This is a genomic window from Streptomyces sp. TLI_146, assembly GCF_002846415.1.
Taxonomy (GTDB): domain Bacteria; phylum Actinomycetota; class Actinomycetes; order Streptomycetales; family Streptomycetaceae; genus Streptomyces.
Window position 1 is genome coordinate 1,258,114 of record NZ_PJMX01000001.1, and the last position, 15,331, is coordinate 1,273,444.

Annotated in this window: 12 protein-coding genes; 6 read left to right on the top strand and 6 right to left on the bottom strand. The window is 73.7% G+C overall.

Annotated features, from left to right (window positions below):
- Nucleotides 1–2: 2 nt before the first annotated feature.
- Nucleotides 3–1,259 (bottom strand): MFS transporter, encoded by a 1,257-nt coding sequence (locus BX283_RS05785; protein WP_101386572.1) that lies wholly within the window; start codon nt 1,257–1,259, stop codon nt 3–5.
- 86 nt (nt 1,260–1,345) lie between these two features.
- Here BX283_RS05785 and BX283_RS05790 point away from each other — a divergent pair, with 86 nt between their 5' ends.
- On the top strand, nt 1,346–2,212 hold the full coding sequence (locus BX283_RS05790; protein WP_101386573.1) for a winged helix-turn-helix domain-containing protein: 867 nt from the start codon (nt 1,346–1,348) through the stop codon (nt 2,210–2,212).
- Nucleotides 2,213–2,388: 176 nt separating this feature from the next.
- On the top strand, nt 2,389–4,053 hold the full coding sequence (locus BX283_RS05795; RefSeq protein WP_101392163.1) for a sigma-70 family RNA polymerase sigma factor: 1,665 nt from the start codon (nt 2,389–2,391) through the stop codon (nt 4,051–4,053).
- Between the two features lie 12 nt (nt 4,054–4,065).
- On the opposite strand, the gene BX283_RS05800 is transcribed toward BX283_RS05795, so the two are convergent.
- Nucleotides 4,066–6,147 (bottom strand): SpoIIE family protein phosphatase, encoded by a 2,082-nt coding sequence (locus BX283_RS05800; protein WP_101386574.1) that lies wholly within the window; start codon nt 6,145–6,147, stop codon nt 4,066–4,068.
- Between the two features lie 148 nt (nt 6,148–6,295).
- The gene (locus BX283_RS05805; RefSeq protein WP_101386575.1) at nt 6,296–6,574 is read right to left on the bottom strand and encodes a hypothetical protein; all 279 of its coding nucleotides are present in this window, start codon (nt 6,572–6,574) and stop codon (nt 6,296–6,298) included.
- A 263-nt stretch (nt 6,575–6,837) separates the two neighbouring features.
- Between BX283_RS05805 and BX283_RS05810 the strand changes: the two genes are divergently transcribed.
- Both BX283_RS05810 and BX283_RS05815 read left to right on the top strand, forming a co-directional pair.
- Nucleotides 6,838–7,239 carry an STAS domain-containing protein gene (locus BX283_RS05810; protein WP_101386576.1) on the top strand — a complete coding sequence of 134 codons (402 nt, stop codon included), beginning with the start codon at nt 6,838–6,840 and terminating at the stop codon, nt 7,237–7,239.
- A gap of 11 nt (nt 7,240–7,250) precedes the next feature.
- On the top strand, nt 7,251–7,727 hold the full coding sequence (locus tag BX283_RS05815; RefSeq protein WP_101386577.1) for an ATP-binding protein: 477 nt from the start codon (nt 7,251–7,253) through the stop codon (nt 7,725–7,727).
- On the opposite strand, the gene BX283_RS05820 is transcribed toward BX283_RS05815, so the two are convergent.
- Complete coding sequence (locus tag BX283_RS05820) at nt 7,710–8,678, bottom strand: SigB/SigF/SigG family RNA polymerase sigma factor (RefSeq protein WP_373979145.1); 969 nt, start codon at nt 8,676–8,678, stop codon at nt 7,710–7,712. The genes BX283_RS05815 and BX283_RS05820 overlap by 18 nt on opposite strands.
- A 170-nt stretch (nt 8,679–8,848) precedes the next feature.
- On the opposite strand from BX283_RS05820, the gene BX283_RS05825 reads away from it, so the two are divergent.
- Together BX283_RS05825 and BX283_RS05830 are read left to right on the top strand one after the other, a co-directional pair.
- Nucleotides 8,849–9,265 (top strand): ATP-binding protein, encoded by a 417-nt coding sequence (locus BX283_RS05825; RefSeq protein ID WP_257582041.1) that lies wholly within the window; start codon nt 8,849–8,851, stop codon nt 9,263–9,265.
- 151 nt (nt 9,266–9,416) lie between these two features.
- Nucleotides 9,417–12,356: a HAMP domain-containing protein gene (locus BX283_RS05830; protein WP_101386579.1), complete on the top strand. Its 2,940-nt coding sequence runs from the start codon at nt 9,417–9,419 to the stop codon at nt 12,354–12,356.
- A 32-nt stretch (nt 12,357–12,388) separates the two neighbouring features.
- Here BX283_RS05830 and BX283_RS05835 read toward each other — a convergent pair whose 3' ends face one another.
- Both BX283_RS05835 and BX283_RS05840 read right to left on the bottom strand, forming a co-directional pair.
- On the bottom strand, nt 12,389–14,653 hold the full coding sequence (locus BX283_RS05835; protein ID WP_101386580.1) for a SpoIIE family protein phosphatase: 2,265 nt from the start codon (nt 14,651–14,653) through the stop codon (nt 12,389–12,391).
- Nucleotides 14,654–14,766: 113 nt separating this feature from the next.
- Nucleotides 14,767–15,273 (bottom strand): DUF6328 family protein, encoded by a 507-nt coding sequence (locus BX283_RS05840; protein ID WP_101386581.1) that lies wholly within the window; start codon nt 15,271–15,273, stop codon nt 14,767–14,769.
- Nucleotides 15,274–15,331 lie beyond the last annotated feature (58 nt).

Below are 15,331 nucleotides of genomic sequence, written 5' to 3' on the forward strand. Positions count from 1 at the left end.
CGCTAGGTACGCGCACCCCGCACCGTGGCGGCGAACACCGGCACCACGGCGAGCAGTTCCCCCAGCGCTCCCACCCACAGCGCCGTGCGGGCGCCGAAGTGCTCGCCCAGGGCGCCGCCCAGGAGTGCGCCGACCGGCATGGAACCCCACACCACGAATCGGAACGTCGCCGTCATACGGCCCAGGAGCGGTGGCGGGCAGAGCTGCTGGCGCAGGGCCACCGAGGTGATTTTGAAGGTCATGAAGGCCGTCCAGCCGAGGCCCTGGAGCGCGACGGCGAGCGCGAAGCGCCCGTCGGACTGGTAGAAGGGCAGCGCGAGCAGCCAGAGCACCCCACTGGTCAGTACGGACAGACACATCGCCGGTCCCTGGCCGAGGCGGGCGGCGATCCGCGTGGTGAGCAGACTGCCGAGGAAGCCGCCGACCGCCTCCGCGGTGAAGACCAGGCCGCACAGGAACGGGGAGAGGCCGAGGTCTCCGGCGAGCAGGACCAGCAGCATGGCCGCGCCGACCGTGCCGCACAGGTTGGAGATCGCCGAGGTGAGGGTGAGCGCCCGCAGCGTCGGGTGGGCGAAGAGGAAGCGCAGCCCTTCGGTGATCTCGCCTCGCAGGCCCACCGTCGTCGTCGACGCGGGCGGGGCCGTGTCGGGGCGGCGCACGCGGGTGAGCAGGAGCGCGGAGGCCAGGTAGCTGACGGCATCCACCACGACGGCGAGGGGCGCGGTGAGCGCGCCGACAAGCGCGCCTCCGGCGCCGGGTCCGGCGGCCTGGGTGAGGGTGCGGCCGGCCTCCAGTTTGACGTTGGCCTCCATCAGCCGGGTGCCGTCGACGAGTTGGGGGAGGTGGCTCTGGGCGGCCACGTCGAAGAACACCGTGCACACCGACATGCCGAAGGCCACCGCGTACAGCTGGGGCAGACTCAGCGCGTCCAGCGCGCTCGCGACGGGGACCGAGGCCAGGAGTAGGGCGCGGCCCAGGTCTCCGGCGACCATGACCCGGCGGCGGCGTGTCCGGTCCACCCAGGCCCCGGCGGGCAGCCCCAGGAGCAGGAAGCCGAGGTACTCGAACGTCACCAGCAGACCGGCCTGGAAGGGGGTCGCGTCGAGGGTGCCGATGGCGATGAGGGGAAGGGCGAGGACGGTGATAGCCGTACCGGCCTGGCTGACGGTGTCGGCGGCCCAGAGCCTGCGGAAGTCACCGTCGCGCAGCAGCGCGCCGGGCCGTGCCGGGGTGGTGTCCGTGGAGCAGGAGAGCGTCATGATCGCGCACTCCACCATGGGCGGGGCGGCCCGACCATTGTTTTAGGCTGACCGAAAACGTCATGGGGTGATCGGGGGCGCGGGGCATGGGAGCGGTGCGGTTCGGGGTGGACGATCTGGCCAACCTGCGGTTCGCGATCTCGCCGTTGTGGGAGACGGTGGCGAGCCTGCGGGCCTCGGAGGATCCCGGGCGGCACGCCGTCCACCTGCCGTGGATCAAGAAGGCGCTGGCCCTGCGCGAGGACCGCGAGCTCGCTCGGCTCCTTGAGCCGCTCCGCGGCCCGCTCGACGCTTTCGAGCCCCCTCCCCCGCGGTGTCCGCTCGCCGAGATCGAGGAGGAACTCACGCTCTCCGGGGTGCCTTCCGAGGTGGGTGACGCGGTACTCGCCTGGTGGCGGGCCGCCGTGCGGCCGTACTGGCCGCGCATCCGCGCCCTCCTGGAGGCCGACGTCGTCCACCGCACGCGCCAACTGGCCGAGGACGGCATCCAGGAGGTGTTCGCCCACCTCCACCCCACCCTGCGGTGGACCGAGGACCGGCTGGTGTCGGTGGATCTGCCGCGCGGCGAGCGGAAGCTCGACGGGGGCGGGATCACCCTGGTCCCCACCGCGTTCGCCACCCGCTGCCGTCTGCTGCCCGGCCGGGGCCCGACACCGCCCTGCGTCCTCTACCCCGCGCGTGCCGTGGGCACCCTGTGGGAGCGGCGCGGGAGCGCCGACGAGGGCCTGGCGCGTCTGCTCGGCCGCAGCCGCGCCCGGGTGCTCGCCGATACGAGCTCCCCGGCCACCACCACACAGCTGGCCGCGCGTACGGGCCTCAGCCTCGGCGCGGTGTCCCAGCACCTCGCCGTGCTGCGCGACGCCGGTCTGGTCACCAGCCACCGCTACCGGCGCGAAGTCCACTACACGGCCAGCGGCATGGGTCTCGCCCTGCTCGGGCGGCGGACGGTGTGACACCGCACGGCCGGGAAACGGCCGGGAACGGCCAGGAACAGCCACGAACAGCCCGGAAAAGATTTCCTCCACGTTTTCGTTATCCGCCGGTCCCCCGCCGATCTCCCACGGTGGAGAAGCAGTCGGTTGGAGCCCGGAGACCACCGGGGCCCGGGGAGAGTGGACGAGGCGTGAACATGGAGTACGGGACGGCGACGGTCGAGGCGGCGCGAGCCGGTGACCAGCACGCCCAGGACGAACTTGTCGCGGCCTGCCTGCCGCTGGTCTACAACATCGTCGGCCGGGCGCTGAACGGTCACGCCGACGTCGACGACGTGGTCCAGGAGAGCGTGCTGCGGATGCTCGACGGCCTGGCGGGGCTGCGGGATCCCGGCAGCTTCCGGTCGTGGGTGGTGGCCATCACCATGAACCAGCTGCGCCAGTACTGGCAGCGCGCCCGCACCCGGCCGGACGGCACCGGCATCCAGGAGACGAGCGACCTGCCCGATCCCGGTGCCGACTTCGTCGACCTGACGATCCTGCGGCTCGGGCTCTCCGGGCAGCGCAGGGAGGCCGCCGAGGCCACCCGCTGGCTGGAGCCCGAGGACCGGGGGCTGCTCTCGCTGTGGTGGCTGGAGACGGCGGGGTGCCTGACCCGCGCCGAGGTGGCCGCGTCGCTCGAACTGTCGCCGCAGCACACCGCCGTACGCGTGCAGCGCATGAAGGAGCGGCTCGACGCGTCGCGCCAGGTGGTACGGACCCTGGCGGTCGCCCCGCGCTGCCACGAACTCACCGGCCTGCTCTCGCTCTGGGACGGTGTGCCCTCCTCGCTGTGGCGCAAGCGCATCACCCGGCACACCCGCGTGTGCCCGGTCTGCTCGGGCCTCGCCAGTGGACTCGTACCGCCCGAGGGGCTGCTGGCGGGGCTCGCCCTGGTGCCGGTGGCTTCGGCGGCGGGTCTGTTCGCGGCCCTGGCCGCGCACCGGGGTATGGCGCCCATGGCGTACGGGACGGCCGGCTCGGCGCAGCCGCCGCGACCGCCGTCGGCTCCCGGCCGCCACCGCCAGGCGCCCCGTGGCAAGGGCGCACACGCCGAGGCGGCGAGCCGGAGCGAGCTGCGCCGCGACCGCGACCGTGCCAGGCGGCGGCGCCGGGCCGCCGCGGTGCTGGCGGGCGCCACCGCGATAGGCGGCCTCGCCGTGGTCATCCATGTCTCGTCGGATCCGTCCGGGCCTCCCACCGCGGTCGCCGACGCCCCGGCCGACGTGGCCGTCACCGCGGCGAGCCCCGAAGGCACCGCCGCCACGGGGCCGACTCGTACACCCAACTCGCCTTCTCCGAAGCCGAGTTCATCGCCGTCACCGAGTCGTTCAGCCGCCTCGCCGAAGCCGACCGCGCCGAGCACCACGCCGCACACCACCGCCGCGCGGACTCCCTCGTCGCACTCGCCCAAGGTCCCGAACTCCCTCGCCAAGCAGGGGTCCACCGCCCAGCAGGTGATCGCGCTGGTCAACACCGAACGGGCCAAGAACGGCTGCGGCCCCGTGAGCGACAACTCCCGGCTCGCCACGGCCGCGCAGCGCCACTCCGACAACATGGCGGCACAGGGTTTCTTCGACCACACCGACCCCAGCGGCGCGGGCCCGGGCGAGCGCATCCACGCCGCGGGCTACCAGTGGTCCACCTACGGCGAGAACATCGCCCGCGGCCAGCAGACCCCGGCCGACGTCATGAACTCCTGGATGAACAGCCCCGGGCACCGCGCGAACATCCTCAACTGCGCCTTCAAGGAGCTGGGGGTCGGCATCCACAACGGCGCCGGCGGCCCTTGGTGGACCCAGGACTTCGGTACGCAGATGTAGGTGTGTTCCCGGTCAGGTGGCCGGGAGGGCGCGGGCCCGGGCGATGAGCAGGGCCACGTCGTCGTGGGTGTCCGGGCGGCGCAGGGCGGCGAGCAGGAAGTCGCAGGTGTCCTCCAGCGGGCGGCTGGGGCCGGTCAGCAGATCGGTGAGGGTCGCAAGCCGGGTGTCGATGTCCTGGTCCCGGGTCTCGATCAGACCGTCGGTGTACAGGACGAGGTCGTCGCCGGGGTCGAGGGTGACGGCGGTGGTCGAGAACGGGACGCCGCCGACGCCCAGCGGCGCTCCGGTGGGCAGGTCCAGGAGCCGGGGCGGGCGGCCGGGCCGCAGGTGCACCGGGGGCGGGTGCCCGGCGACGGCGATGTGGCACAGGTGCGTGTGGGGGTCGTAGAGCGCGTACACACACGTCGCCGTCGCGTCGCCCAGGTCGGCGGTGGCGGCGTCCAGATGGGTCAGTACGGTCGCGGGGTCCAGGTCGAGCCGGGCCAGGGCGCGGGCCGTGGCGCGCAGTTGGCCCATGGTGGCGGCGGCGTTGATGCCGCTGCCCATCACGTCGCCGACGACCAGGGCCGTACGGTCGCCGCTGAGCGCGATGACGTCGAACCAGTCGCCGCCGGTCTCGTCGTCGGCGGCGGCCGGCTGGTAGCGGTAGGCGATGTCCAGGCCGGGCGGGGCGGCGGGGCGCTGGGGCAGCAGATGGCGCTGGAGCATCAGCGCCGTCTCGCGCTGGCGCTGGTACCAGCGGGCGTTGTCGATGGACACCGCCGCGCGGGCGGCGAGTTCGGTGGCGAGCAGGACGTCGTCCTTGCTGAAAGGGGCGGGGTTGCGGGCGCGTTTGAGGTCGAGCGCGCCGAGGACCTGGCCGCGGGCGATGAGGGGGACGGCGAGGTAGGAGTGGACTCCGGCGGCGGCCAGCAGGTGCACGGCGTCCTCGTTGCGGGCGATGCGCGGCAGGTCCTGGGGGCGCACCCGGGGGACGAGGACGGGGCGGCCGGTGCGGGCGCACTGGGTCACCAGCCGGGTGGGGCCGTACAGGGCGACGTCGCCGACCGGGTCGGCGGCCTCGGTGGCGGGTGTGGGGTAGGCCGCGTTGAGCGCCAGCGCGCGGAACCGCACGGCGCCGCCGTCGCTCTCCCCCGGCCGGGGACCGGCCAGGACGGTGTCGAGCACGTCGACGGCGGCGATGTCGGCCACCTCCGGGACGGCGACCTCGGCCAGCTCGCGGGCCGTCACCTCCAGGTCGAGGGTGGTGCCGATACGGACGGACGCGTCCGCGATCAGTGAGAGCCGGCGCCGGGCCTGGGCGGCGGAGACGGCCGCCTCGTGCTGCTCGGTGACGTCGACGACGGACACCGCGACGCCGAGGACGTGCCCGGCCTGGTCGTCGAGCCGGTACACCGACACCAGCCAGGCGTGGTCCCGCTCGGGGTCGGCGGCGGTGCGGCCGGTGGTGAACTCGTCGAGCACCGGGCGTCCGCTCGCCATCACCTCGCGCATCCGCGCCTCGACGGTGGCCCCGTCCAGGAACGGCAGTACGTCGACGATCCGGCGCCCCAGGTGCTCGTCGGCCGGAATGCCGTTGATGCGCTCCAGGGCGGGGTTCACCAGGACGTACCGCAGCTCGGTGTTGAGGACCGCGAGGCCGATGGGCGACTGGTCCACGAGCCGCAGCGACAGGGCCAGATCGCGCTCCACCCGCCGCACCGTGGCCTGCTCGGAGGCCAGGCCCAGCGCGAACATCCGGCCGTTGTCGGCTTCGAGGCGTACGTTGCGGAACTCCACGAGGTGGGTGCTGCCGTCCTTGTGCCGGACGGGGAAGACCCCAGCCCAGGTGCCCTCGCCGGACATCACCTGGGCGAACAGCCGCAGCACGACGTCGCGGTGCTCCTCGTCCACCAGCAGCTTCGCGGCGTACTGCCCCAGTGCCTCCTGGGCGGTGTACCCGTACACCCGCTTGGCCTGCGGGCTCCACAGCCGGATGCGGCCCTCGGCGTCGAGGACGACCGCGGCCACCCCGAGCACGTCCAGCAGGCCACCCGCCACCAGCGACGGATCCCTCGCCCCCGCTCGGGCCGGGAAGGACTGCGCACCAGCCATCACCGGCCTCCTCACCCGTACGCCCCTGCGCGGGACACGCCCGCTGGCCAGGCCCAGGCCGATCGGCACGACTTTCCGCCTTCCATGCTGCGCCCGGACGCCCGGGCGTGCGACCGGGCGCGGGCCGCGGTCGTCCGAACGGCGGCCGTCACTTCCGCTGGCGTCGCCCCCGCAGGACGAACAGGGCGCCTGCCACGGCCGCCGCGGCGAGCAGGATCTGCCGGGGGTGGGCGCGCCCGGCCATCGCCGCCACGGCCGTCGCCCGGCGCACGGGCGCGGGGGTGTGGTCGCGGACCGTGCGGGCGGCCCGGCCGACCGCGGTGCGGGCCCCGGCCGCCGTCTCGGTCGTCCTGTGCGTGGCATGCGTCGCGCGTTCCTTCAGGTCCGCCTCGGCCGCGAGCCTGGCCGCGCTGTCGGTGATGCCCATCGGTGCCCCTCTCTCGTGCTCCGGATTCTCACGTTGACTGCCGGGTCACCCCGTATCAGCAGCTCAAACCGGGGTGCGGCCGATACGGGGCACGCCCGCCGGGGCTCGGCCGCACCGATCGCGGAAGCGTGCCCGGCCGGGCAGGATGGGTGGGCCGGGCCCGGGCCCCGTCCGAGCACTGGAGCGCCGATCATTGGGCACCCTTCCTACAGGCGCCCGGTGCGGATCACCACCGAGCAGTGGCGAAGGAGGCGGGTGGACCGATGTCACCGGACACGAGCGACGACTCGTTCGACGGGGGCACCGCCGGAGGCAGACGGTTCGCCGTCGCGGCACGGCAGGTCGGCGGGGCCGCGGTGCTCTCGCTCACCGGCGAGCTGGACCACGACACGGTGGAGCCCTTGCGTACCGCCCTCGCGGAGCAGATCGCCGCCGCCCCGGAGCGGATCGTGGTCGACTGCGCCGGGCTGCGGTTCTGCGACTCGACCGGGCTGAACGCGCTGCTGCGGGCGCGGGCGGCGGCCACGCGGGCCGAGTGCTGCGGCATCGAGCTCGCCGCACTCCAGCCGCCCGTCGCCCGGATGTTCGAGATCACCGGTGCGTACGCGGTGTTCCGCATCCACGCCGACCTGGAGCAGGCGCTCGCGGGCCGCCCGCCGGAGTAGCGGAGAAGGCGATGGGTGACACGAGCCGGGCCGGGCGGAGCCAGATCCGCCGCCTGGAGCTCTTCGGCACGAAGGGCGTGGTCACCCGCTGCCGTGACTTCACCGCGCTCGCGCTGGCCGACTGGGGGTGGACCACGACCGCCCAGGAGGACGACCGCGCGCGCGTGGACGATGTGCTGCTGCTCGTCTCCGAGGTCGTCACCAACGCCTGTCTGCACGCGGGCGGGCCGCGCGAGCTGGTGCTGCGCCACGAGGACGGCCATCTGCGGGTGGAGGTCGCCGACGGCAGTCCCGTCACCCCCGCACGCCGCCCCGGGGCCCCCTCGCTGCCGGGCGGCCACGGCCTGATGGTGCTCGACCGGCTCGCCGGGGAGTGGGGTTCGACCCCGCTGGGGACGGGCAAGGTGGTGTGGCTGGAGGTCGCGCTGCCGTCGCGGGCCGAGGGCGTTCGCCCACCGAGCCACCGCCGCTCACCGGGGAGCCGCTGACCGGGCTCCGCGCGCTGACCGGTCTCCGTGCGATGCGCCGCCGGCCGGTGCGGGGGCGTCTTCGAGTTCGGGGGCGTCTTCGAGCAGCCCCACGCGCAGCCGTTCCAGGACCTGGGCCAGCAGGCGCGAGACGTGCATCTGGGAGAGCCCCACCCTGGCGCCGATCTCGGCCTGCGTCAGCTCCTCGCCGAAGCGCAGGGAGAGCAGGGTGCGCTCGCGGTCCGTGAGACCGGCAATGAGCGGTTTGAGGGATTCCAGCGAGTCGACGATCTCGAACGCGCCCTCCTCCTCGCCGAGCCTGCGCAGGAGTCCGGCGGCGGCCCCGGTGTCGTCGTCCGGGATGTCCAGCGACCGGGTCATGTACCCGTTGGCCGCCCGCTCGCCCTCGACGACCTCGGCCTCGGTCACCCCGAGGCGGGCGGCCAGCTCCGCCGTCGTCGGCGGGCGGCCCAGCTCCTGGCCGAGTGCCTCAAGGGCCCTGGCCAGCCGCAGGCGCAGCTCCTGGAGCCTGCGGGGGACCTGGACCGCCCAGCTGGTATCCCGGAAGAACCGCTTCATCTCACCGGTGATCGTGGGCAGCGCGAAGGAGGAGAACTCCACCTCCCGCTCCACGTCGAAGCGGTCGATCGCCTTGATCAGTCCGATGGTGCCGACCTGGACGATGTCCTCCATCGGCTCGGCGCGGTTGCGGAACCGCCGGGCCGCGAACTTGACCAGGCTGAGGTTCAGCTCCACCAGCGTGTTCCGTACGTACGCGTGCTCGGGCGTGCCCTCCTCCAGCTCGGCCAGGCGGCGGAACAGGGTCTGCGAGAGGGACTGCGCATCGTCGGTGCTCAGGTCCTGGGGCCGGGCCACCTCGGGTATACCGGCCAGCGCGCGGGCACGGACCGCGGGCGCCGGTGCCATGGGCGGCGCCTGCGTGCGGGCGGTGTCTTCGCGAGCGGTGGGCATGGGGCTCCTTCGACGGGGCGGGGGCCTGCGCCGCCGGGTGGCGGCGGGTCCGTCGTCCGAGCGTCCTGAGAAGCTCATGCCCGCAAATGGGTGCTTTGATGCCGATTACGGTTGATTCGTCGTGACCCGGGCACCCGCCCGGTATGCATCGCGGGCATGCCACGGAACACGTGACCGACAGTCGCCGGTTCAGCCTCCAGAGGGGACCGGGTGTGGTGGCCGAGTGCCGCGACCACACCCGGCAGGTCCTCGACGAGTGGCTCGGGCCGCGCGGCGAGCGGGGCCAGGTGGCCGTGGAGGACGTGCTGCTGCTGGTCTCCGAGGTGGCCACCAACGCCTGCCGGCACGGTGACGCCCCGTACGAGCTCCGCCTCGACCGGATCGACGGCAGGCTGTGGGTGCAGGTGAGCGACCACAGTCCGCTGCGTCCGCGGCCGCACGGCAGGCACCGCCCGGCCGCCTCGTCGGGGCACGGCCTGTATCTGCTGCAGCGGCTCTCCTCGGCCTGGGGCTGGGTGCCGCGCGGGGCGGGGAAGACCGTGTGGTTCGAGATGCCCGTGGGCCGTCCGACCGGTCCCGACCGCTGACGGACCCGTCTCCGCACACCTCGCGCGAGGGGGCCCCGCCCCGGGATGTCGGCGCGGGCCGGCCGTGCCAGAGTGGAGGGGCCCGTCGGGCCCGCCGTACGGGCGGGCCGCGCACGGGCCGTGCGCCACGACGGCTCGATGCGAGGTTGCGATGGACGTGTCTGGTCGCACCCCCGGCCACCGCTCCTCGGACACCCCCGCGGAGCCGGCCGAGGAGGCGCTGCGCAGGCTGCTCGCGGGGCTCACCGCCGTACGGGACGGGGACCTGTCGGCCCGGCTGCCCGATGACGAGGGCGGTCTGCTGGGCGAGATCGCGACCATCTACAACGGGATGGTGGAGCAGCTGTCCCTGGTCACCTCCGAGGTCACCCGGGTGGCCCGGGAGGTCGGCGGCCAGGGTCTGCTCGGCGGCCACGCCAGGGAACCGCGGGTGCGCGGGGTGTGGCTGGAGCTGACCTCCGGTGTGAACACCATGGCCGACAACCTCACCTCGCAGGTGCGCTCGATCGCCCAGGTCGCCACGGCGGTGGCGCGCGGCGACCTCACCCAGAAGATCCGGGTGGACGCGCGCGGCGAGATCCTGGAGCTGAAGGAGACCATCAACACGATGGTCGACCGGCTCTCCTCCTTCGCCGAAGAGGTCACCCGCGTGGCCAAGGAAGTGGGCACCGAGGGCAAACTCGGCGGCCAGGCCACCGTACGAGGGGTGTCGGGCACCTGGAAGGACCTCACCGACAACGTCAACTTCATGGCGAACAACCTCACCAACCAGGTGCGCAACATCGCCCAGGTCACCACGGCCGTGGCGGGCGGCGACCTGACCCGCAGGATCGACGTGGACGCGCGCGGCGAGATCCTGGAGCTCAAGACGACCATCAACACGATGGTCGACCAGCTGTCGTCGTTCGCCGCCGAGGTCACCCGGGTCGCCCGCGAAGTGGGCAGCGAGGGGCGGCTCGGCGGCCAGGCGGAGGTCGAGGGCGTCTCCGGCACCTGGAAGCGGCTCACCGAGAACGTCAACGAGCTGGCCGGCAACCTCACCCGGCAGGTCCGCGCCATCGCCGAGGTCACCAGCGCGGTCGCCGAGGGCGACCTCACCCGCTCGATCACGGTCGACGCACCCGGCGAGGTGGGCGACCTCAAGGACAACATCAACGCGATGGTCGAGTCCCTGCGGGCCACCACCCGCGCCAACGAGGCCCAGGACTGGCTCAAGACGAACCTCGCCCGGGTCTCCGGGCTGATGCAGGGCACCGCCAACCTGCCCGACCTCGCCGAGCTGATCATGAGCGAGGTGCCCCCGCTGGTGTCCGCGCAGTACGGCGCCTTCTTCCTGACCCACGAGGACGAGCACGGCACGGAGCTCGTGATGACCGCCGCCTACGGCTCCCCGGACGACCCGGCCGCCGGGCCCCGCCGCTTCCGGCTCGGCCAGTCCCTGGTCGGGGAGGCAGCCCGCGGCCGGCGCACGATCGTCGTGGACCGGGTCCCGCACGGTTACGCGACGATCGCCTCCGGCGCCGGTTCCGGCGACCCCGGCCAGCTGATCATCCTGCCGGTGGTCGTCGAGGAGCAGGTCCTCGGCGCCGTGGAACTGGCCGCGCTGCACCCCTTCAGTGAGCTGCACCGGGACTTCCTGGACCAGTTCATCGAGACGGTCGGCGTCAACGTCAGCTCGCTCATCGCCAGCGTCCGCACCGACCAGCTGCTCGGGGAGTCGCAGCGGCTGACCTCCGAACTGCGCACCCGTTCCCAGGAGTTGCAGGAGCAGCAGCAGGAGCTGCGGCGCTCCAACGCCGAACTCCAGGAGAAGGCCGCGCTGCTCGCCGACCGCAACCGGGACATCGAGGGCAAGAACCTGGAGATCGAACAGGCCCGCCAGGAACTGGAGGTGCGGGCCCAGCAGCTCTCCAGGACGTCCATGTACAAGTCGCAGTTCCTGGCCAACATGAGCCACGAACTGCGCACTCCGCTCAACAGCCTGCTCATCCTGGCCCGGCTGCTCGCCCAGAACCCGGACGGGAACCTGACGGAGAAACAGGTCGACTACGCCGAGGTCATCCACTCCGCGGGCTCCGACCTGCTCCAGCTCATCAACGACATCCTGGACCTGTCCAAGGTCGAGGCGGGGAAGATGGACATCCGCCCCGAGCCGTTCTCGCTGCGGCAGCTGCTGGACTACCTGGAGGCGACGTTCCGCCCCGTGGCCGCCGAACGCGCCCTGGACTTCCAAGTGGTGGCGGCCCCCGGCCTCCCGGAGGAGCTCACCACCGACGAGGCCCGGCTGCGCCAGATCCTGCGCAACCTGCTCTCCAACGCCCTGAAGTTCACCGACACCGGCCGCGTCCGGCTCGACGTCCGCACCGCCACCGCCGACCAGCTCCCGCAGGCCCTGCGCTCCACGGGCCCTGCCCTCGCCTTCCAGGTCACCGATACCGGCGTCGGCATCCCCGAGGACCGCATCGAGAGCGTCTTCGGCGCCTTCCAGCAGGGCGACGGCACCGCCGCCCGGCGCTACGGGGGCACCGGGCTCGGCCTGTCCATCAGCCGCGAGGTGGCCCGGCTGCTCGGCGGGGTGATCGTCGCGGAGAGCGCGGTGGGCCGGGGCAGCACGTTCACGCTCTATCTGCCGCTCGACGGCCACCCCGGCAGACGCGCGGACCAGGCCGCCGAGGAGCAGCCGGTACCGCAGCGCGCGGCGTCCGCGCCCACGCCCTCCGGACACACCGTCCTGGTGGTGGACGACGACGCACGCAACGTCTTCGCGCTCACCCAGATCCTCGAACACGCCGGAATGCGGGTGCTGACGGCGGCCGGGGGCCAGGCGGGGATCGATCTGCTGACCGCCCGCGAGGACATCGACCTGGTGGTGATGGACGTGATGATGGCCGGTATGGACGGCTACGCGGCCACCGCGGAGATCCGGCGCCGGCCCCGCTTCGCCCACCTTCCGATCATCGCGGTGACGGCGAAGGCGATGCCCGGCGAGCGCGCCAAGGCACTCGCGGCGGGGGTGGACGAGTACGTCACCAAACCGGTCGACGCGGACCGGCTGCTGGCCGTCGTCCACGACCATCTCAGGGGGCGCTGACCTCTCCGTCGAGAGGCCGGTCGGGAGGCGGTTCAGCCGCGTACCCGGATCGCGACGACGCTGGTGTCGTCGTCCGTGTCGCCGGTGGCCGCTTCGAGCAGCCGGTCCACCTGTTCCTCGACCTCGCACGCGCTCGACTGCTCGGCGAGGCCCACCAACGTGTCCAGCCCCTGGTCCAGCGCGTCGTGGCGCCGCTCGATCAGACCGTCCGTGTAGAGCAGCAGGGTGTCGTCACGGCGCAGGGGTGTGCGCGTCTCCCGGTACGTCACGGACGGGCTCGCGCCGAGCAGCAGGTCGTGCGGCCCCTCCAGCAGCCGCGCCCGGCCGTCGCGCAGCAACAGCAGCGGCAGGTGCCCCGCGCTCGACCAGCGCAGCGACCGGTCGGACGGATCGTAGAGGGCGCACACGGCGGTGGCGGTCGGGCCGCCGCTGGTGCGGAGCGCCACCTCGTTCAGCCACTCCATCAGCCGCCCCGGGGTGTGACCGCTGAACGCGAGCCCCCGCAGCGCGTTGCGCAGGGCGACCATGCCGGTGGCGGCGCCGATGCCGTGCCCGGCGATGTCGCCGACCGCCAGCAGGACCCGGCCGCTGGGCAGCGGCAGCGCGTCGTACCAGTCGCCGCCCACCCGGTACTCCCGCGCGGCCGGCCGGTAGCGGGCCGCGACCGACAGGCCCGGCAGCTCCTGGATCCCCGGCGTCTCGGGGACGATGGCCTGCTGGAGGCGCAGGGCCATCTCGTCGCGGATGGCCGCCTGCTTCTGTACGGCCGTGAGCTGGTCGAACGTCGCGGTCAGCGCGGCCTCGGTGCGTCGGCTCGCGGAGACGTCCTGGTAGACGCCGGTGACGGCGGTGACCACCCCGTCGTCGACGAGCGGCTCGGCGGCGACGCGGACATGCCGCAGCGTGCCGTCGCCCCTGATGATCCGCAGCACGGCGACTGCGCCGCGCTGGTGCTCGGTGAGGGTGGTGAGCAGGTGGGTCAGCGCGTCGCCGTCGTCCGGGTGCAGCATCGACCGCATGGCGAGCAGCGGGACGGGCGGCGCGTCCCGGTCGATGCCGAAGATGCGGTAGGCGGGCGCGGACCACACCGAGCCTTCGCCCGCCACGCTGTCCCGGAACAGCGCCACGCCTTCGAGATGGCCCACGGCGCGGCTCGCGGACATCTCGGGGTCGCTGCTGGAGTGCCAGAGCACCACGGTCCGGTCGGAGCCCGCGGGCAGGACGCGTACGTCGAGGAGCGGCGCGCCCGTCCCCTGCCCGGCCAGCCTCGGCAGCCGGGGCACGCTCTGGCGCCTGGCCGAGCCGTGGGCGCCCCGGGCCAGCCGGCCGAGCTCGGCGTGGACGTACGGGAAGGCGAGGGCGAGCGGCTGGCCGACGGGCGGCGCGGACCCGCCCAGGCTCCGCACGGCGGGCCCGTTGGTGTACTCGACGGTCGGCGCGAGGGACTCGGGCGCTCCCCGCAGCACCATCGCGGGATGGCCGAGCGCGTCCAGTACGTCCATCAGCGCGGGCACCTCGGACGGCTCGCTCTCGACCCCGCCGAGGACGGTTCCGGCGACCTCGACCAGTCCGGTCAGGGCCCGCCGCAGCGGCGCGTCGAAGTCCACCCGGTCGGGCCACACGGCCAGCGCCAGGCCCACGACCGCTCCCTGGGCGCTCAGCGGCAGCAGCGCCCGGCCCGCGCGGCGCCCCGGGCCCGGCAGCTCCTCGCCGTGCGGCGGGCCGGAGCCGAGCCAGCAGGGGCTGCCGTTCACCACGACCGAGTGGAACACGGCCGGAGCGCCCGGCGGGATCCACTGCCACACCACCGCCTCGGCGGCGCTCACCCCGGCGTGCCCGGCGAGCCGCAGACAGCCCGTCTCCGTGCGGCGCCACAGCCACAGGCTCTGGGCGCCCAGGGGTGCGAGACCGCCCTCCAGCAGGGCCGCCGCGGATTCGTCGACGCTCTCGTACGTCTCGGCGGCCGCCAGCGCACGGCGGGCCCGGCGGGCCTCGGCGAGGGGCGGGGGGCCGTCGACGGCCGGGGCCGCCTCCGGGTCGCCGGCGACGCCGTTCACCACGTCCGCGGCGAGGTCCTCCCGGCTCACACCGGTGTCCCGCGACAGCTTCTCCAGGTGCTCGCGCGCCTGGGCGGGTCCGACCCGCAGCTGGGCGGCGAGGACTCCGGTGGCCAGGTCGAGGAGGTGGCGGTGGGTGCGCTCGGCGCGGAGCCGGGCGGCCTCGGCGGACAGCGCGGCGATGGTCGAGGCCGTCTGCGCGCCGACCGTCCCCGAGGTGTCCGGCACCGGCTTGATCACGGCATCTCCCGTCCCGAACGGTCGGAGAGCGGGCCAAAGCGTCCTCTGCGGATTTTACCCGCGCGGCCCCTTTCCCTCGCGGGCGAGTTCCTGGCCGGGGAGGCGGTCACCGCTCAGTCCGCCTTGCCCTCCGTGTGCCAGTGCCGCACCCACAGCGGCAGCACGAACCAGCACACCAGGTACCAGGCCACCACCGTGCCGACCAGCCACGGCCAGTACCCGCCGTGCGAGGCCACCCGCAGCACCAGGATGAGCGAGCAGGTCATGGTGGCGAGCAGCAGCACGAGCCCGACGACGGTGAGCCGCGAGGCCCAGGCGACGGCCGTCGGTTTGATGTGGCGGCCGGAGAGGAGGCGGTGGAAGGAGACCGGAGCCACCAGGGCGCCCGTGGTCGCCGATCCGAGCACGACCGTGGCGACGTAGATGGCCTTGTCGGTGTCGCCGAGCTGGTGGAAGAGCGGGGTGAAGGCGACGGTCAGCAGGAACCCGAAGAGGATCTGCACGCCCGTCTGGGCCACCCGGACCTCCTGGATGAGGTCGCCCCACTTGCGGTCCGCCCGGTCCTCGGCGCTCTCGTCGCGGCCGTCGTCGGTACGCCGCGTCCTGTCGTCGCTGTCCATCGCAGCCTCCTGCCACTCTCCGGCCCCCGGCACGGCCGCCCGCTCCCCCGGTGCGCGA